This window comes from Alcaligenes sp. 1735tsa3 (assembly GCF_024134565.1).
Taxonomy (GTDB): Bacteria; Pseudomonadota; Gammaproteobacteria; order Burkholderiales; family Burkholderiaceae_B; genus Alcaligenes; species Alcaligenes phenolicus.
In genome coordinates this window covers 4,069,754-4,087,045 of record NZ_CP099862.1, presented here as the reverse complement: position 1 = coordinate 4,087,045, position 17,292 = coordinate 4,069,754, and the positions used below count along the sequence as shown (strand labels likewise).

The window sequence follows — 17,292 nt, the reverse complement described above, 5'->3', positions numbered from 1 at the left end:
AAGGCTAATGGGATAATACACAAATGAACCACTCTTTACCCGCTGAGCTGATGCCTGTAGAACATCCTGATCCCTTAACAGACGCCGAGCTGCTCCATTTACAACAGACTGGCCCACGCCCCATTATTTTGGTAGGCATGATGGGAGCCGGTAAAACGACCATTGGTCGCCAATTGGCGCGGGAACTCAAGCGCGAGTTTATGGACCTGGACCACGAGCTGGAAGCCCGTAGCGGTGTGCGAGTGGCCACTATCTTTGAGTTCGAAGGCGAGCAAGGGTTCCGCAAACGCGAATCTGCGGTGCTCGATATTTGTTCGCGCCAGACCGGTATTGTGCTGGCAACGGGGGGCGGGGCCATTTTGTCCGAGGCCAATCGCCAGATCATCAAAGATCGCGGTATCGTAGTGTACTTGTGCGCTACCGTGGATGAGCTGTACCGTCGCGTGGCCCGAGACCGTAACCGGCCGCTGTTGCAAACAGCGGACCCACGCGCCCGCATCCAGGAACTGTTGCAAGCGCGCGAACCCCTCTATGAAGAAGTGGCTGATGTCCGCTTTGAAACTGGCTCGGCGCCAGTTCATCATGCGGTGCGCCACTTATTGTCCCTGTTGAAAGAACGAGGTTGCTAAATGTCTGTAGTGCATGTTGACGCCCAGGGTGGCGCTTATCCCATCCATATCGCCGCCGGGCGTCTGGCGCATCTTGCAGACACGGTGCCAGCCGATACGTCTGCCATTGCAATCGTCACCAATCCTACGGTGGCCGCCCTGTACCTGGCACCTGCAAAGGAAGCCCTGGCTGCAACCGGCAAGCCTGTTCATGTGATCGAGCTGCCCGATGGCGAAGCCTACAAGAACTGGGAATCCCTGAACCTGATTTTTGACGCGCTGCTGGGCGGTCACCTGGATCGCAAGGCCCTGATTGTGGCCTTGGGCGGTGGCGTTATCGGCGATATGGCCGGTTTTGCTGCGGCCTGCTTCATGCGGGGCGTGCGCTTTGTGCAAGTGCCGACGACCTTGCTGGCGCAGGTGGACTCCTCGGTGGGCGGCAAGACGGCGATCAACCACCCGCTGGGCAAGAATATGGTGGGCGCCTTCTACCAGCCTATCGCTGTAGAGGTGGATACGGACGTACTCAAGACTTTGCCTGCTCGTGAGATCTCCGCCGGTCTGGCGGAGGTCATCAAATACGGCATGATTTACGACCTGGACTTCTTCAACTGGTGTGAAGAGCAGATTGCGCCCATGCGTACGCTGGAACAAGAACAAATCGTCTATGCGATTCGTCGCTCCTGCGAGGTCAAGGCTGAAGTCGTTTCCCAGGACGAACGCGAATCTGGTCTGCGCGCCATTTTGAACTTTGGTCACACTTTTGGCCACGCGATCGAGTCCGGCATGGGCTACGGCCAATGGCTGCATGGTGAGGCCGTGGGCTGCGGCATGATTATGGCTGCCGAGCTCTCCGCCCTGGTCTGCGGCTTGCCGGCTCAGGACGTGGCTCGTATCAAGGCCCTGGTGCAAGCCAGCGGATGTCCGATCACTCCACCACAATGGCCTGCGGACCGTTGGCTGGAATTGATGCAGGTGGACAAGAAAAATGAAGGTGGCCAGCTGCGTTTTGTGCTGCTGGATAAATTAGGCCATGCCAAGGTGCAGGCGGTCGCGCCTGATGTGGTACGCCAGGCATTGGCCCGCTTTACAACGGTGGAACAGGAGTAAAACCTATGCAAATGCTTGCCGCTTATGCCTGTCACCCTGAACAGTCCCGCGGTCGGCGTTATGCAGAGGCAGCGCCCCAAGGCCGTAACGCCTTTCAGCGGGACCGCGACCGGATCATTCACTGCAATGCCTTTCGCTTGTTGGAATACAAAACCCAGGTTTTCATTAACCACGAAGGTGATTTATTTCGAACACGATTGACGCATAGTCTGGAAGTGGCTCAGCTGGCGCGGGCCATCGCCCGCAATCTGGGTTTGCACGAAGACCTGATCGAAGCGATCTCTCTGGCTCATGATCTGGGCCACACTCCTTTTGGCCATGCAGGTCAGGACACCTTGAATAGCTGCATGCAAAGCCTGCGTCCCGAGGCCGGGGGCTTTGAGCATAATCTGCAAAGTCTGCGGGTGGTGGACGAGCTGGAAGAGCGCTATGCCGCCTTCAATGGCCTGAACCTGTGCTTTGAAACCCGCGAGGGGATTTTGAAGCATTGTTCGCTGAAGCACGCCCGTGAATTGGGCGAGGTCGGCCAGCGCTTTATTGATCGTACCCAACCGTCGCTGGAAGCCCAAATGGCCAATCTGGCCGATGAAATTGCTTACAACAATCACGATATTGATGACGGTTTGCGCTCCGGCCTGATCCGCTTGGAACAGTTGCTGGAACTGCGCCTGTTCAACAGTCATTACGAGCATGTACAAGCCCAATATCCGGGCTTGAGCGGTCAACGTTTGGTGGCGGAGATTATCCGCGGCATGATCAACACGCTAGTGGTGGATTTAACGGAAACCACGCGCGCCAAGCTGGAAGAGCATCGCCCGGACAGCGTGGATGCGATTCGTCATTTGCCTCGTTTGGCCGGATTCTCGCCAGATATGCGGGCGCAGGCTGATGAGCTCAAACGCTTCTTGCACGCGAATCTGTATCGCCACTACAAGGTGGTGCGCATGATGAGCAAGGCGCAGAACATTGTGCGCGAGCTGTTCCATGCTTTTCTGGATGATCCTCGTTTGCTGGCGGCGGAGCATCGCCGTGAAGACCCGATTGCTCAGGCCCGTGCCATTGCTGATTACATCGCTGGCATGACGGACCGCCATGCCATTCGCGAGCACGACGCTATCTTCAAGATGTAGCTCTTGCAGCCTGTGGTGGAGTTACGTGACCTGCTATCGGCCAGTAGCCGTGTGCTGTTCAGGAGCTCTTCTTCATTGATAAAGCGCCAAAAAACCATGTTTTGGTGCTCGAGGCCTGAACAGCGTGGTCTTTTAAGGGAGACAGCCTTTATCGCTGCAATAAAGGCTTCAGATAGCGCCCGGTATGGCTTTGCTCGCAAGCAGCAACAGTCTCCGGGGTGCCTTGCACCACAATCTGCCCACCGCCCTGGCCACCTTCCGGTCCCATGTCCACAATCCAGTCTGCCGTTTTGATCACATCCAGATTGTGCTCAATTACGACCACGCTATTGCCCGACTCAACCAGTTTGTCCAGCACTTCCAGCAAGACAGCAATGTCCTGAAAGTGCAGGCCGGTTGTGGGCTCGTCCAGCACATATAAGGTTTGACCGGTACTGCGCTTGGACAGCTCCAGTGACAATTTCACCCGCTGCGCCTCACCACCAGACAGGGTAGTCGCGCTTTGACCCAGGCGGATGTAGGACAAGCCCACATCAATCAAGGTAGTCAATTTACGCGCGACCGCTGGCACCGCATCAAAGTATTCCAGCGCCTGCTCAACCGTCAGGTCCAGCACTTCGCTGATATTGCGGCCTCGGTAGCGAATGTCCAGCGTTTCACGGTTGTAGCGACGGCCCTGGCAGACATCGCAAGGCACATAGACGTCCGGCAGGAAGTGCATCTCTACCTTGACCACGCCATCGCCCTGGCAGGCCTCGCAGCGGCCGCCTTTAACGTTAAAGGAGAAGCGGCCTGGGTCGTAGCCACGCAAACGCGCCTCGGGCACGCTGGCGAACAGCTCACGAATAGCCGTGAACATGCCCGTGTAGGTGGCTGGATTACTGCGTGGGGTACGACCAATCGGGGTTTGATCGACGTTGATGATCTTGTCGAAATGCTCCAGGCCTTCCATACGATCGTAGGGCGCCGGTTCGGCATGGGCACGGTGCAGCAAATGCGAGAAGGCGGTTGCCAGCGTGTCGTTGATCAGCGTGGACTTGCCCGAGCCGGACACGCCCGTAATGCAGACTAGTCGCCCAGCCGGAATCGCCAAATCAACAGACTTCAGGTTATTGCCGCTGGCACCGTACAGACGCAGCCAGTTCAGGCTGTCATCCACCGGGCGACGCTTGGGGATGGCAATCTGGCGCTTGCCGGACAGGTACTGGCCGGTCAGAGAGTCGGGGTTCTGGGCCAGCTCTGCGGGCGAGCCTTGAGCGGTAATTTGACCACCATGTTCACCTGCGCCGGGGCCCATGTCGATGACATAGTCGGCGGTGCGTATCATGTCCTCGTCGTGCTCGACCACGATCACGCTATTGCCCAGGTCCCGCAGGTGTTGCAGGGTCTGGATCAGCTTGTCGTTATCGCGCTGGTGCAGGCCAATGGAAGGCTCGTCCAGCACGTACATCACGCCGGTCAGACCGGAACCGATCTGGCTGGCCAGACGAATGCGCTGGGCCTCGCCACCGGAAATGGTGTCGGCGCTGCGGTCCAGAGACAGGTAGTTCAGACCCACATTGTTCAAAAACTCCAGCCGCAGGCGGATTTCACGCACGATGCGGTCGGCAATTTCTTTTTTCGCACCCGTCAGCGATAGACGTTCGAACCAGGCCAGGCAGTCGGACAGGGCCAGGGCTTCGACCTCATAGATGGCCAGACCTTTGGCTTGTCCTTGCGCTGCGGAGTGAGTCTGCGTGCACTGTGCGGCATTGTCAGACAGCTGGTCGACATTGAGGGTTGCGGAGTGGGCAGACGCGGTGCCTGCATGATGCTTGCACCCAGTATGGCTGGGAATCGGATCATCCCCGATACGGACGTGACGCGCCTCCAGACGCAGGCGTGCGCCATGGCAGGCTGGGCAGGTCTGAGTGCGACGCAGCTTGTTCAGTTCCTCGCGCACGGCGCTGGAATCGGTTTCCGCCCAGCGACGCTGCAAATTCGGAATCACCCCTTCAAATGGGTGAGTTTTCACGGTGGTGCGGCCTTTCTCATTCAAATAGAGAAAGGGGATTTCTTCCGCGCCGGAGCCATACAGCACGGTGCGACGCAGCGCTTCGGGCAGGGACTCGAAGGGGGCCTCTATATCAAAGTGATAATGGGCCGCCAGGCTGGTCAGCAAAGTGTAGGTAAAGGCATTGCGCCGGTCCCAGCCCGCAATGGCACCGCCTGCCAGGCTCAGTTCCGGAAAGGCCACCACCCGTTCGGGGTCGAATACATCCACTTGCCCCAGGCCGCTACAGTCCGGGCAGGCTCCTGCTGGATTGTTGAAGCTGAACAGGCGTGGCTCCAGCTCGGGCAAGGAGTAATCGCAGACCGGGCAGGCGTAGTGACTGGAATAGGACTGTTCCAAGCCCGTGTCCAGATTCACCACCAGACAACGACCGTTGCTGGTGGACAGGGCGGTTTCCAGGCTCTCGGCCAGACGCTGCTGGCTATCGGGTCGAATGCGCAGACGGTCTATGACCAGGTCCAGGTCGTGTGCCTGTTGGGCATTGAGTGCAGGCAGATCTTCAATGCTGGAGATCTCGCCATCGACGCGTACCCGTACAAAGCCTTGGGCTTGCAGGCCGCGCAGTTCAAGCTGCAGGTCACCAACCAGGCCACGGTGCATGGGTGCCAGCACAGCAATACGGGTTTCAGGTTCCCATTGCAGAATCTGGTCTACCATCTGGCTCACGCTATGAGCCTGCAAGGCCAAGTGGTGTTCCGGGCAGTAAGGAGTCCCGACCCGCGCGTACAATAGGCGCAAATAATCGTGGATTTCGGTAGTGGTCCCCACGGTGGAACGCGGGTTATGGCCTGCTGCTTTTTGCTCGATGGCAATGGCAGGCGACAAACCTTCGATCAAGTCCACATCTGGCTTGTCCATCAGTTGCAAGAACTGACGTGCATAAGCGGACAGGCTTTCCACATAGCGCCGCTGGCCTTCGGCATACAAGGTGTCGAAGGCTAGAGAGGATTTCCCGGAACCGGACAGCCCCGTCAGCACGACCAACTGGTGGCGTGGCAGGTCTACGGAGACATTTTTCAGGTTGTGGGTACGGGCACCACGAATGCGGATGGCTTCCATCGCTTTATTTAGGCTTGTCAAAAGGCAACTTGCTACTATAGCGCGTTGCGTCAGAATTTATGTGAACGGGTATCCGGGCTCTCTGCTAGCCCAGTTGTGACAGAGTATTAAATGAGTACACACCAAACCATGAATACGGCCGGATCGCGCCCAGCGCGCCTGAGTCTGACTCAGCAAGAGCGCAAGGCCAGCATCCTGCTTGCCCTGTTGTTTGCCTGTCGAATGCTGGGTCTGTTTTTGCTGACCCCGGTCTTTGCAGTGGCCGCGCACTCCTTGCCCGGCGGTAATGATGCCGCCCGTGTGGGTCTGGCATTGGGGGCCTATGGTCTGACGCAGGCTGTCTTGCAGATCCCCTTGGGGATGGCATCGGATCGCTTCGGACGCCGACCGATTATCGTCATCGGCATGGCCTTGTTCGTGATCGGTGGGGTGATCTCCGCGCTGGCCCAGAATATTGACTGGGTGACGGTAGGCCGCTGTATTCAAGGTCTGGGGGCAGTTTCAGCGGCAATTTCCGCCTGGGTTGCCGACTCCACCCGTCCCGAAGTGCGCACACGTGCCATGGCGATGGTGGGTGGCTCGATTGGGCTGTCTTTTGCTGTATCGCTGGTGCTCTCGCCAGTGCTGGTGGGGCAATTTGGTTTGTCGGGACTGTTCTGGGCCATCAGTTTGCTGGGCTTTGTCTGCTTGTTGATTGCCGCTTTTGTAGTGCCCAGCGCGCCTAAAGCACCCGCCTCGATTGTGCAGGTTACCGCCGGACAGGTGTTGCGTCATTTGGATCTGCTGCGCCTGAACTTTGGCGTGTTCTGTCTGCACTTTATCCTGATGTCCCTGTTCATCGTCGTACCGGGCATTCTGGCGACCTTGGGTGGCTACGGCACTCAGGATTTGTGGAAGGTGTACTTGCCCGTTATTCTGGTTTCTTTTGTGCTGATGGTGCCAGCGGTGTTCTGGACAGAGACCCGCAAGCGTCACAAGCATGCGCTGGAACTGTCTGTGTTGCTGCTGATTGTGGTGCTGGCCGTGATGCCATGGGCGCGCGATTCGCTGGTTCCCATGGTGGCCGCGCTGACGTTTTTCTTCATCGGCTTTAATGTGCTGGAAGCCTTGCAGCCTTCCTTGGTGTCGCGTGTGGCGCCACCAGAATACAAAGGTTTGGCGCTGGGTTTTTACAACACCTCTCAGTCCCTGGGCGTGTTTGCCGGCGGCCTGATCGGCGGCATCCTGGCAGGGCGAGGGCTCACCCAATGGGTGTTGTGGACCGGCGCTGCCCTGGCTTTGCTCTGGTTGCTGACAGCGCGTGGTTTCAAAGACAAATATTAAAAGGCATTGCCTGTTACGCTTGTGCAAAGACGTGGCAGGCAGCAACAAGTAAAGTGGCTGGATTGGCCGCAAGAATCAAGAGCTGGGCGGAACAGGTGACACCATCAGGTGTTAGCCATATACGCCGTTCAAGGTGCCGTAACAGGATCGATGGCATGGATAAAACTGCCCTTCCCGGAGCGGGGAGGGAGTGTTAATTAAGGCACGAATCCACGATAATACGGCTTGATATCGAATTTTTGACTACAGGATTTTTTTCATGGCATCGGTAAATAAAGTCATTCTGGTGGGCAATCTTGGCCGCGACCCAGAAGTACGCTACAGCGCAGAAGGCTCGGCCATCTGCAATATTTCCATTGCCACGACTTCGCAGTGGAAAGACCGTACCTCCGGCGAGCGCCGCGAGGAAACCGAATGGCACCGTGTGGTGTTCTACAACCGTCTGGCTGAAATTGCAGGTGAGTACCTGCGTAAAGGCCGTCCCGTCTACGTAGAAGGTCGTCTGCGCACCCGTAAATGGACAGGTCAGGACGGTCAGGAGCGTTTCACGACCGAAATCATTGCCGAGCAAATGCAAATGCTGGGTGGCCGTGACGGTGGTGATATGGGCGGTGGCAGCATGGGTGGTGGCGAATACGGTGGCGGCGGTGGTGCACCAGCTCCGCAACGTGCTCAGCGCCCAGCGCCTCAACAACAGCAGCAACAACAGGCCCCACGTAATAACGCTCCTATGTCGGACAATCTGGCCGATATGGATGACGATATTCCGTTCTAATTGGGCAAGATGAAGCTCGGCCTGGCCCTGTCAGGACAAAGGGTCTCTCTTTCCTGAACTGTTGATTGGCTCGGCAATACTAAAAACCCCCGGCGAATTTAAAATTCACCGGGGTTTTTTATGCATCTCTGCGCGGCGCTGCGGCGCAAGAGTGGGGCAGAATGGGCTGCCTTGTCGTACTGCGATTAGAAACGGTGCGTGAGTGTAGCCAAGGCAGTGCGTCCTTCGCCGTAATATACCGAGTTGTAAAAGCCCATGGCACGGTAATAGCGTTTATCGGCCAGGTTACGCACATTGAGCTGCAACTGGGTTCGTTCGCCAAGGTCGTATTGCGCCATCAGATCGAACAAGGCATAAGGTTTTTGTTCAACCGATGCGGACTGTTCGCCGTAATAGCCTTGTGCATGGGTGCGGCTTTGCCAACGTATTCCCGCTCCTACCACCAGGTTCTTCAAGGTGCCTGGCAATCGGTACGTGGTATTGAGCTTGAGCATTTGTTCGGGTTGCGTAGTCTGGACCTTGCGCCCTTCGTTGTCCTTGGACACGCGGTAGGTATAGCCGATAAAGGCATTCCAGCCAGGGCTTAGTTCGCCGGCCAGTTCCAGTTCCACGCCCCGCGTTCGTGTGCCATCCAGCATCTCGTACCACGATTCGTTACGAGCGACATCAAAGCCACCGTACTCGGCCACGTCTTTCTGATTGGTCTGGAAAACAGCCAGCGATCCGTTCAGGCGTCCATCCAGGTAGGACGCTTTGATACCTGCCTCGTAGTTGTGTCCGTACGCTGGCCCTGTCATTTCCCAGTCTTTGGTCTTGTACATCTGGGGCTGGAAGATGTTGGTGTAGCTGGCATAGACCGTATAAGTGTCATTCAGGTCATAGGTCACGCCCAGATACGGTGTTATTTCCGAGTAGCGCTGTGACTGGGACAGAATGATGGGGGTGGTGCCCGGTGTCCATTGGTTCCAGCGGTACTCATCGGCTTCCCAGCGTGTCCAGCGTGCCCCGGCGAGCAGGTGCAGATCATCGCTCAAATTAAAGCGGGTTGTGCCGAAAATTCCCGTCTGGGTGGTACGCAGGATTTGATCGGAGACGGCTTGATCCCAGACAGGTTCTGGCCAGTTGCCGTGCCAGTCATGAATATTGGGTATGGGATAGCTTGCCTGGTCGGAAGAATTCCATCCCTTGGTTTGACTACGAGATTTGGAGTGTGAGAAGCCCAGATTGAACTCGTGGTTTGCTCCCAGCAGATCGAAATCCCCTGTCAATGAGCCGCCATATACATCTTGCTTGCTATCGCCTTTGTATTTGCGCAGGGTGGGTGTCCCGGATAGCAAGCCCGTATTGGCATCGACAGGAAAGTCGGCGGCAAACAACAGGGAGGCATCAAAGTCATTGTTCAGCCTGGAATAGGACAGTCTGCCGTCCCAGCCATTGGCAAATGTGTGCTCCAGCGAGGCAAAGTATTCTGTCGCGTCGGTATCCCAGGTCGTCCATTTGGCGCCGACCGTTTGTCCTTTCTCCCAATCGACTTGCTCGCCATTGGTGTCAAAAATGGGCAAACCACCCCACATAACGCCTTTGGGACGAGAACGCTGAGTGGACACACCTGCGCTCAAGGTGGTGGCTTCACCCACGTCGGCTTCGATAATGCCGTAGAGAACATCGCGTTTTTTGCGATAAAAATCCAGCGTATCGCCTCTTCGCTCTTTGGCACCGACCAGGCGGGCGCGCAAGGAGCCTGACTCGTTCAGTGCAGAGGATAGATCCAGCTCGCCGCGGTAGGTATCGTTGCTGCCGCCCATGGCGCGGATAGTGCCCTGGAACTCACGGCCAGGACGTTTGCGGATGAAGTTCATGGAGCCGCCTGGGTTGCCGGTACCACTCATCAGGCCCGTTGCACCGCGAATAATCTCTACGTGATCATAGATAATCGGATCCAGATTGCCATCTCCGAACTGGTAGGTATCGTCCAACGGCTTGACCACACCATCAAACTGCATGGTGTCCATCTTGAAACCGCGTGAATAGTAGCTGAGCCGGTCAGTTTCGCTTTGCTGCACGTTCATTCCGGTGGCATTTTCCATAATGTCGCGCACGCTGCTCATCGCGTGATCATCCAGTTGTTGTCGGGTCAGGCTGCTGGTTGATTGTGGAGTATCGCGTTGCGTCAGAATCAGGCCGTTGGCCGAGCGCATCCAGTCAGTTGTATAGGAGCCTGTATGTTCCGTGGTATCGCCTGCACCGCGCACCACAACGGTGCCCAGTTGCGTGATGGGGGCGTTGGGAGTGTCCGTCAGGGTATAGCTGCCGTCAGTTTGCCGCTGAATCTGCAAGGGGGTTTGACTCAGGAGCTGTGCAAAACCCTCGTCAAGGCTATGAATTCCTTGCAGGCCAGGGGTCTGAAGGCCATCGGTTTGGGAGGGAGGGAATGAGAGCAGCACCTGCATGTGCTGGGCGTAACGTGCCAGAGCCGGTCCCAACGGCCCGGCAGGAATGTTAATGGCGCGCCCGCTGTTTTGCGCTGACCCTTGTGCCCATACGAGGGAGCTGGGGGGCAGGACACCTAACAAGGAGATCAGGATGGCAGTGGCCAGGGGGGCCAAGGTATGGCGCGGCTGGCAGGTGCCGCGAGAGTGCAGGGAAGGGGTGTACATAGTGTTTGGTTTCCGGGAAGAGGTTTACTACTTCACCCTGTATGCCAAACGAGATTGGAAAAGTGACAATTTTTAGTGCTTAACGTGCAATGATCCGCGTCCAGTACGCCGTGCGGCGTTCTGTTCGAACTGGTAAAACTCGTTCAATAGCACTAAGGCTGCGCTCAATGTCGCTTAAGGGGTAGGCCCCAGAGATGCGCAGCGCGCCCACGGCTGGATCACAACTAAGAAAGCCTGGCTGGTAGCGGGCCAGGGCGGCTATCAATTCATCAAGGCGCATATTGTCGGCATAGAGCATGCCATCTAGCCAGGCGTGTTGTTGAGTGGGCATAGCCGTGGGGATGCTGGCTCGGTGCGCGTCCAGTGTGGAGCTCATGCCTGCGGGCACGATCGTGGTCAAGTTAGCGGCCAGCGCAGGTTCCAGCCTGACGCTGCCTTGACTGACATGAATATGGGCTCTGTCTTCGCTCCAGTAAACAGAGAACTGCGTGCCCAACGCCACGATTCGCCCTGCTGGGGTGCTGACCACCAATGATCTGGCTGGCAAGTGAGGATCGGCGTGCGTTGCAATGTGGATTTCTCCCCGGCGCAGCTTGATTTCACGGATTTGATTGTTATAGGAAATGTCGACAGCGCTATCCGTGTTCAGGCTTAGCTGGCTGCCATCTTCAAGTGTAGTCTGCCGGCGCTGGCCAACGGCCGTGCGCTGATCAGCGGTCCATACCTGCAGGGGAAGCTGCTGAATCAATGCCGCACTGGCACCAGCGGTCAGCACAAAGGCAAAAGACTTGAGTACGGTACGTCGGCGTCGAAAGAGCGGTGTGCTTAATGCATGGAAACCAGCGGCCTGATCAAACTGGCCAAATTGCTGATTCAGTAATTCGATACGTTTCCAGGCATGTTGATGCAAGGGGCTGGCGGCGAGCCATGCTTGCCAGGCTTGGTGGTCGGCGGGCGTGCACTCTTCCGCGCTCAAGCGCACAAACCATTCGCTGGCCGTAGCGATGACCTTTTCAGGCAAGTTTCCCGTATCCGGTGGATTCAACACGATGTCAGGCAATGTCGAATAGCCAGGGCCAAGTACTGCCGAACCGAACTGACAGAAACTTGCAGCTGTGCAGCGATCTGTGCGTGTTTCAGCCCCTCTAGCTGCAGCAATAAAAAGGCCTGGCGGGCTTTGGGAGGCAGGCCGTCAAGTAGTTTGTCTATCTCGACCAGTGCTTCCACGGCCAGGGCACGACGCTCCGGGGACGGCGCAGAATCGTCTTGGCGAGCAGCCAGTGCTTGCAGATAGGCACGCTCGATATCTCGTCGACGAAACATATTGACCAGCAGGCCGTGTGCGATGGTGACCAGATAAGCACGAGGTTCGCGAAAGCTGCGAACATCGTCACGGCGCATGAGCACTTTCAGGTAAGTGTCGTGGGTCAGGTCCGCCGCATCCTCCGGGCATCCGGTTTTGCGACGCAGCCAGTCGCACAGCCAAGACTGGTGCTGGCTGTAGAGCCCTTCAAACGAGGCGTCCGGACTGCTTTGGGTCATGATCAGGTGGAAATATACGACAGTTGCTAATAATAACCATTATCAATAATTGATCGCAATGTCCCACACAAACAATGCCTGGTTCGTACAAACACCAATGTGTACCAATATCAATTCTTGTATACAATCCATAAAAAATGAATGCAAAATAGGAAAACAATGACCACGATCAAAACAGCAAGTCACAGCGATGGGGTGTATGAGTCGGTGCGTGCTCACGTTCTTGGCCTGGTGAAAAACATTGATGAGCCCGTGCGGGTTCGGGAAGAAGAACTGGCCAAGATGCTCAATGTCAGCCGCACGCCGGTGCGCGAAGCACTGCTGCGTCTGGGGCAGGAAGGCATTTTGACCATGGAGCCTCGGCGCGGTGCCTTGCTCTCGCCCTTGACCAAGCAGGACTACATCGAATGGCTGAAGCTGCGCATTGAATTGGAAGCCTTTGCGGCGCGTGAAGCCGCCTTGAATGCCTCGCAGCGGGATGTCGATGCCTTGCGCGCGCTGTTTGCCCCCTTCAATCAAGACAATGTGGAAGAGCGTGTCAGCGAATATGCGGCAGCCAATGTGGAATTCCACGCGGCCATCATGCGTCTGGCTGCAAATAGTTTGCTGGAGAAGGTATGGAAGTCCTTTGGGCACCGCGACATGCTCAAGACCAAAACCATCGAGCGTCTGAAACGGGCGCACGAGTCTTTGGCCGAGCACTTGGCCATGATCGACGCGATTGAAAAACGGGATGCAGCGCTGGCAGATCGTCTGGCGCGCGAGCACGTTCAAGGGTTGCTGACGCAAACCTTGAACAGTTCCAACAACATCCGATAAGGAGGTTTGCTGTCATGAAGTTACTGACCTTTGTAGCCGCAGGGGAAACGCATTTGGGCGGCATGCTGGACGATGATCGGGTGGTGGATCTGACACAGGCCTGGAGGATGTACGAGCATCCTTTACGTGCTCGGCAGGCTCCCACTGAAGTCATCGACGCTATTTTTATGGGCGATGAGATCCTGATCAGCCTGCAGCTTTTGATGGAGCAGGCAAGCCAGGCCAAGGCTCCCGTCCATGCCGCTTCAGATCTGTGCTTTCTGGCTCCTGTCCCGAATCCGGCCAAAAACATTTTCTGTGTGGGGCGCAATTACCGCGCCCATATCGTGGAAGGCAATCTGGCACGTGGTCGTGCGGCGGATGACTTCCCCAAAGCCCTGGAGTTCTTCAGCAAACCGCCCACCACGGTGGTGGGGCATCAGGCCCTGGTCAGCCGCCATGCGGCTCACACCAAGATGCTGGATTATGAAGTGGAGCTGGGCATTGTGATCGGCAAGGAAGGCCGGGACATTCCAGTTGAAGACGCGCTGGACTATGTCTTTGGCTACACGGTGATCAACGATATTACGGCGCGTGATTTGCAAGCGCTGCATGGTCAGTGGTTCAAGGGCAAGTCACTGGACGGCACCTGCCCGATTGGGCCGGTAGTGGCATTGAAGACCTCCATTGCCGACCCCAACGCGCTGGATCTTGAATTGGAAGTGAATGGCGAACTGCGCCAATCGGCCAATACGTCGGACATGTTGTTCGATGTGCCCAACATCATCGCCCAGTTGTCGGCGGGCATGACCTTGGAGCCAGGGGACATTATTGCAACAGGCACGCCCTCCGGGGTTGGCTTTGCCATGCAGCCTCCACGCTCTTTGGAACCAGGCGATGTCATCAAAGCTCGTATCCCCGCTATAGGCGAGCTGGTCACTACTATTGAGTAAGGTTGACGACTATGCGCTTTAAATTAATCCTGTCAGGCGTGGCTGTATTAAGCGCTTTAACGGCTGTGCCCTCGCTTGCGACGGCACAGGAATATCCCACCAAACCCATCACCATCATTGTTCCGTTCCCGGCGGGCGGCACACTGGATAATCTGACCCGCAGTCTGGCGCAGAAAATGTCGGATGACTTCAAACAGCCCGTCATCATCGACAATAAACCCGGTGCCGGTACGGTGATTGGTACGGAAATCGTGGCCCGCGCCGCGCCGGATGGCTACACCCTGGGGATGGTGGCGAACAGTTTTGCCATCAATCCCAGCCTGTACGACAACCTGCGTTACGACACGGTGAAGGACTTTACGCCGGTTAGCTGGGTGGCCTACACACCGCACCTGCTGGTGGCGAATCCGGATGTGCCGGTCAAGAGCCTGGCGGATGTCATTGCTACAGCGAAATCCAAACCGGGCGAGCTGTCCTTTGCGTCCTTTGGTGCAGGTACATCGCCGCATATTGCCATTGAACGCTTGAAAGCAGAAGCCAAGATTGATGTGCTGCATATTCCGTACAAAGGCCAGGCCCCGGCTTTGAACGATTTGCTGGGCGGTCATGTAGACATGATGTTTGCTAACACGCCTGATGTTTTGCCCCACGTGAAATCCGGCAAGCTGCGTGCAATTGCCCTGGCGAACGACACTCGTTTGGAATCTATTCCGGAAGTGCCTACCTTCAAAGAAGCAGGCGTGAACAATATGAACTCCAACTCCTGGTATGGCGTGATAGTGCCTTCTGGTACCCCAGCACCGATTGTGGAGAAGCTCAGTGCTGAATTTGTCCGTATTGTGAACCTGCCCGAAATTCGTGAACGCTTGTTGGCCCAAGGACTGGAACCTGCGGGTACGACGTCGGCCGAGTTTGCCGAGTATCTGAAGTCTGAAATGGAAATGGCCGCCAAAGTGGTAAAAGCCTCCGGCGCCAGCGTGCAGTAAACCCTTAACGAATACGAAAGAGCCCAGAGAGCTCAAGCTACTAATCAGGAGATGAATATGATCAAAGAAATTATCCGTTCCGACAAAGTGACTCCCCCTCGTGCCCCCTTGTCGCCTGCTGTGCGATCCAATGGCTTTGTGTTTGTGTCGGGCCAGCCAGGTTTTTTTGATGATCGCCAGATCGCTGAAAACGACTTCGACGCACAGATGCACCAGGTCATGGCCAATGTGAAAGCGCTGCTGGAAGAGGCGGGCTCCACCCTGGACCATATCGTCAAAGCCAATGTGATTCTGAAGAACGCTGGTGACTTTGCTCGCATGAACGAGATCTATCGCACTTACTTCAAGGACGGCGAATACCCGGCCCGCACCACGATTGCGGCGGATATGGGGAACCCCTTGTTCCTGCTGGAAATTGAATGCATCGCCGCCGTCGCGGAATGATGAAATGAAAAAAGGCCGACATGAAGTCGGCCTTTTTGTTTCAGAACGCTCCTTGAGCGGAACGTCGCAAGGTAATCAACCCTAGGCCAGTTAAAACCGCAAAGATTGCACCAGCGGCAAAGGTGCCTTGGAAACCTATGGTGTCCCAGAGCACGCCGGCAATGACGCTGGCCAGCAGCAGAGCGATACCGGTTAGCAGGTGGAACATGCCAAAGGCGGTGCCACGCAGTTCGGTGGGGGCGCTGTCAGCGATCAAGACGTTGAACAGGCCCTGGGTAAAGCCCATATGCAGGCCCCACAAGGCAACGCCCAGGCCCAGACCCAGCAAGCCGGGCACGAAAGCCAGGATCAGGTCCGCTGCAATCAGCAGGGCCACACCGATCAGGAGCAGGTCAGTTTTACGCATACGATCTGACAGCACACCGGCAGGGTAGGCGGACAGGGAAAAAGCCACGCTCATGACGACCAGCACGGCAGGGGCCCACATGGGCGGCAGTCCGCTGGATTCACCGCGCAAGATCAGAAAAGCTTCGCTGAAACGGGCCAGGGTAAAAGCCAGGCCAATTGCGACAACCCACCAATAGCGGGAACCCAGGCGGCCCAGATCTTCCCGGTTCAGAGGCAGTTTGCGGGGGCGGGTGGTGGCCGGGATCTTCGGTTCGCGTACAAAGAACACCAGAACGGCGATGGCCGCAAAGGCAGGCAGCACGGCAACCCAGAAGATCAGCTGATAGTTGTTTGCTGTCCACCACATCAGGGCGATGGCCAGCAGGGGCCCTACAAAGGCGCCAATGGTATCCAGCGTTTGCCGCAAGCCATAGGCTGCGCCGCGCATTTCCGGCGGGGTGACATCGGCGACCAAAGCATCACGCGGCGCACCACGTATGCCTTTGCCGATGCGGTCTACAAAGCGGGCACCGACCAGCCAGTCCAGCGAGTTCGCCAGTGGAAAAATGGGTTTGGTCAGGGCGGCCAGGCCATAGCCAATTACTGCCAGCAGTTTGCGCTTCCCAAAACGGTCGCTGACCGCTCCGGAAAACACCTTCATGATGGAGGCGGTGGCCTCGGCAATGCCTTCAATAAAACCGACCGCCAGTACCGATGTACCCATGACGGTGACCATATAAATGGGCAGCAGGGCGTGGATCAGCTCCGAGGAAATATCCATGAACATGGACACAAAGCCCAGTGCCCAGACGCTGCGGTGGATTTTGGCACGGGAGGCGTCGGCCGTCGGGGTAAGCGCGGGATTAGCGGTTTTCTTCATGAGCGTCATAGACCATTTGGGCATACGCATCCAGCCGTGCCTTGCACTCTTGCAGGCGCTCTTGAGCAACCTGTGCCAGGGGGGCGCCATAAAAATCCAGTTTCTGGATTTTCTCGTACCAGTTTTCCAGCTTCTTCAGATCGGTTTCTTCTTCGTCCAGTTCGGCGTAGGTGAATTTCTGAATCGAAATTTCCTTGTCGATTTCGGCCTCGAAGTCTTTGCAACGGCCCAGCAGTTCCTGGTACTGCTCGTTGCGGTCGTCCGTAAAACGGGCGATGACTTTGTCCTCTTGTGCCTTGTCCAGAGCAATGGTCTCCAGCAAGACGCATTCACCTTCCATGGTCGTGATGTCGTTTTCCAGCACCTTCAGACGGCGCACATGCTCGTCGGTTTTAGGCAGAACACATACCCCGTTTTGCAGATACACCGCGCCCAGCGCTTTCAGGCGCCGCCATAAGGCCAGCCGTTTTGCACTGGGTTCAGAGGGGACCTTATAGGTAAGAAGCAGCCAGCTCATTGAAGTCATAATCGTGAATTTAAAGTAACGATCGTTTCATATTAATCGAACTATATGATTCTGAAAAGAA

The 17,292-nt window shown here is 56.6% G+C and carries 15 protein-coding genes; 9 read left to right on the top strand and 6 right to left on the bottom strand.

The window, feature by feature from the left end; translation table 11 throughout:
• Positions 1 to 23 precede the first annotated feature (23 nt).
• From NIZ92_RS18840 to NIZ92_RS18830, 3 genes are read left to right on the top strand one after another with little or no spacing between them, the layout of a single operon-like run.
• On the top strand, positions 24 to 629 hold the full coding sequence (locus NIZ92_RS18840) for a shikimate kinase (protein WP_009461975.1): 606 nt from the start codon (positions 24 to 26) through the stop codon (positions 627 to 629).
• A complete protein-coding gene (gene aroB / locus NIZ92_RS18835) occupies positions 630 to 1,718 on the top strand; it encodes a 3-dehydroquinate synthase (protein ID WP_022983678.1) in 1,089 nt (362 codons plus the stop codon). It begins immediately after the preceding gene.
• Positions 1,719 to 1,723: 5 nt separating this feature from the next.
• Positions 1,724 to 2,848 (top strand): deoxyguanosinetriphosphate triphosphohydrolase, encoded by a 1,125-nt coding sequence (locus tag NIZ92_RS18830; protein WP_060185522.1) that lies wholly within the window; start codon positions 1,724 to 1,726, stop codon positions 2,846 to 2,848.
• A 148-nt stretch (positions 2,849 to 2,996) separates the two neighbouring features.
• On the opposite strand, the gene uvrA is transcribed toward NIZ92_RS18830, so the two are convergent.
• On the bottom strand, positions 2,997 to 5,960 hold the full coding sequence (gene uvrA, locus NIZ92_RS18825) for an excinuclease ABC subunit UvrA (protein WP_254003232.1): 2,964 nt from the start codon (positions 5,958 to 5,960) through the stop codon (positions 2,997 to 2,999).
• 111 nt (positions 5,961 to 6,071) lie between these two features.
• On the opposite strand from uvrA, the gene NIZ92_RS18820 reads away from it, so the two are divergent.
• Both NIZ92_RS18820 and ssb read left to right on the top strand, forming a co-directional pair.
• The gene (locus NIZ92_RS18820; RefSeq protein WP_022983677.1) at positions 6,072 to 7,283 is read left to right on the top strand and encodes an MFS transporter; all 1,212 of its coding nucleotides are present in this window, start codon (positions 6,072 to 6,074) and stop codon (positions 7,281 to 7,283) included.
• A gap of 259 nt (positions 7,284 to 7,542) precedes the next feature.
• Entirely contained in the window at positions 7,543 to 8,058 is a 516-nt protein-coding gene (ssb, locus tag NIZ92_RS18815; RefSeq protein ID WP_035269622.1) for a single-stranded DNA-binding protein, read from the top strand.
• A 185-nt stretch (positions 8,059 to 8,243) separates the two neighbouring features.
• Here the strand turns inward: ssb and NIZ92_RS18810 are convergent, their stop codons facing one another.
• The 3 genes from NIZ92_RS18810 to NIZ92_RS18800 form a co-directional block, all read right to left on the bottom strand.
• Complete coding sequence (locus tag NIZ92_RS18810; protein WP_254002450.1) at positions 8,244 to 10,715, bottom strand: TonB-dependent receptor; 2,472 nt, start codon at positions 10,713 to 10,715, stop codon at positions 8,244 to 8,246.
• 79 nt (positions 10,716 to 10,794) lie between these two features.
• On the bottom strand, positions 10,795 to 11,736 hold the full coding sequence (locus NIZ92_RS18805) for a FecR domain-containing protein (protein ID WP_035269623.1): 942 nt from the start codon (positions 11,734 to 11,736) through the stop codon (positions 10,795 to 10,797).
• Between the two features lie 20 nt (positions 11,737 to 11,756).
• Positions 11,757 to 12,257 (bottom strand): sigma-70 family RNA polymerase sigma factor, encoded by a 501-nt coding sequence (locus NIZ92_RS18800; RefSeq protein ID WP_083055026.1) that lies wholly within the window; start codon positions 12,255 to 12,257, stop codon positions 11,757 to 11,759.
• Between the two features lie 159 nt (positions 12,258 to 12,416).
• Between NIZ92_RS18800 and NIZ92_RS18795 the strand changes: the two genes are divergently transcribed.
• Genes NIZ92_RS18795 through NIZ92_RS18780 form a run of 4 tightly spaced genes read left to right on the top strand, consistent with a single transcriptional unit; the run spans position 12,417 to position 15,438 of the window.
• The gene (locus tag NIZ92_RS18795) at positions 12,417 to 13,076 is read left to right on the top strand and encodes a GntR family transcriptional regulator (RefSeq protein WP_009461966.1); all 660 of its coding nucleotides are present in this window, start codon (positions 12,417 to 12,419) and stop codon (positions 13,074 to 13,076) included.
• A gap of 14 nt (positions 13,077 to 13,090) precedes the next feature.
• Entirely contained in the window at positions 13,091 to 14,008 is a 918-nt protein-coding gene (locus NIZ92_RS18790) for a fumarylacetoacetate hydrolase family protein (RefSeq protein WP_254002449.1), read from the top strand.
• Between the two features lie 11 nt (positions 14,009 to 14,019).
• A complete protein-coding gene (locus tag NIZ92_RS18785; protein ID WP_254002448.1) occupies positions 14,020 to 14,994 on the top strand; it encodes a tripartite tricarboxylate transporter substrate binding protein in 975 nt (324 codons plus the stop codon).
• Between the two features lie 57 nt (positions 14,995 to 15,051).
• Positions 15,052 to 15,438 carry a RidA family protein gene (locus NIZ92_RS18780; protein ID WP_172400387.1) on the top strand — a complete coding sequence of 129 codons (387 nt, stop codon included), beginning with the start codon at positions 15,052 to 15,054 and terminating at the stop codon, positions 15,436 to 15,438.
• 40 nt (positions 15,439 to 15,478) lie between these two features.
• On the opposite strand, the gene NIZ92_RS18775 is transcribed toward NIZ92_RS18780, so the two are convergent.
• The gene (locus tag NIZ92_RS18775) at positions 15,479 to 16,729 is read right to left on the bottom strand and encodes an MFS transporter (protein WP_254002447.1); all 1,251 of its coding nucleotides are present in this window, start codon (positions 16,727 to 16,729) and stop codon (positions 15,479 to 15,481) included.
• Positions 16,689 to 17,222 carry a Chromate resistance protein ChrB gene (locus NIZ92_RS18770; protein WP_080747983.1) on the bottom strand — a complete coding sequence of 178 codons (534 nt, stop codon included), beginning with the start codon at positions 17,220 to 17,222 and terminating at the stop codon, positions 16,689 to 16,691. The genes NIZ92_RS18775 and NIZ92_RS18770 overlap by 41 nt, the downstream gene beginning before the upstream one ends.
• Positions 17,223 to 17,292 lie beyond the last annotated feature (70 nt).

Excerpts from the sequence above, each read along its gene's own strand:
- NIZ92_RS18840 (WP_009461975.1), top strand. The coding sequence starts at position 24 with ATGAACCACTCTTTACCCGCTGAGCTGATGCCTGTAGAACATCCTGAT.
- aroB (WP_022983678.1), top strand. The coding sequence starts at position 630 with ATGTCTGTAGTGCATGTTGACGCCCAGGGTGGCGCTTATCCCATCCAT.
- NIZ92_RS18830 (WP_060185522.1), top strand. The coding sequence starts at position 1,724 with ATGCAAATGCTTGCCGCTTATGCCTGTCACCCTGAACAGTCCCGCGGT.
- uvrA (WP_254003232.1), bottom strand. The coding sequence starts at position 5,960 with ATGGAAGCCATCCGCATTCGTGGTGCCCGTACCCACAACCTGAAAAAT.
- NIZ92_RS18820 (WP_022983677.1), top strand. The coding sequence starts at position 6,072 with ATGAGTACACACCAAACCATGAATACGGCCGGATCGCGCCCAGCGCGC.
- ssb (WP_035269622.1), top strand. The coding sequence starts at position 7,543 with ATGGCATCGGTAAATAAAGTCATTCTGGTGGGCAATCTTGGCCGCGAC.
- NIZ92_RS18810 (WP_254002450.1), bottom strand. The coding sequence starts at position 10,715 with ATGTACACCCCTTCCCTGCACTCTCGCGGCACCTGCCAGCCGCGCCAT.
- NIZ92_RS18800 (WP_083055026.1), bottom strand. The coding sequence starts at position 12,257 with ATGACCCAAAGCAGTCCGGACGCCTCGTTTGAAGGGCTCTACAGCCAG.
- NIZ92_RS18795 (WP_009461966.1), top strand. The coding sequence starts at position 12,417 with ATGACCACGATCAAAACAGCAAGTCACAGCGATGGGGTGTATGAGTCG.
- NIZ92_RS18790 (WP_254002449.1), top strand. The coding sequence starts at position 13,091 with ATGAAGTTACTGACCTTTGTAGCCGCAGGGGAAACGCATTTGGGCGGC.
- NIZ92_RS18785 (WP_254002448.1), top strand. The coding sequence starts at position 14,020 with ATGCGCTTTAAATTAATCCTGTCAGGCGTGGCTGTATTAAGCGCTTTA.
- NIZ92_RS18780 (WP_172400387.1), top strand. The coding sequence starts at position 15,052 with ATGATCAAAGAAATTATCCGTTCCGACAAAGTGACTCCCCCTCGTGCC.
- NIZ92_RS18775 (WP_254002447.1), bottom strand. The coding sequence starts at position 16,729 with ATGCCCAAATGGTCTATGACGCTCATGAAGAAAACCGCTAATCCCGCG.
- NIZ92_RS18770 (WP_080747983.1), bottom strand. The coding sequence starts at position 17,222 with ATGAGCTGGCTGCTTCTTACCTATAAGGTCCCCTCTGAACCCAGTGCA.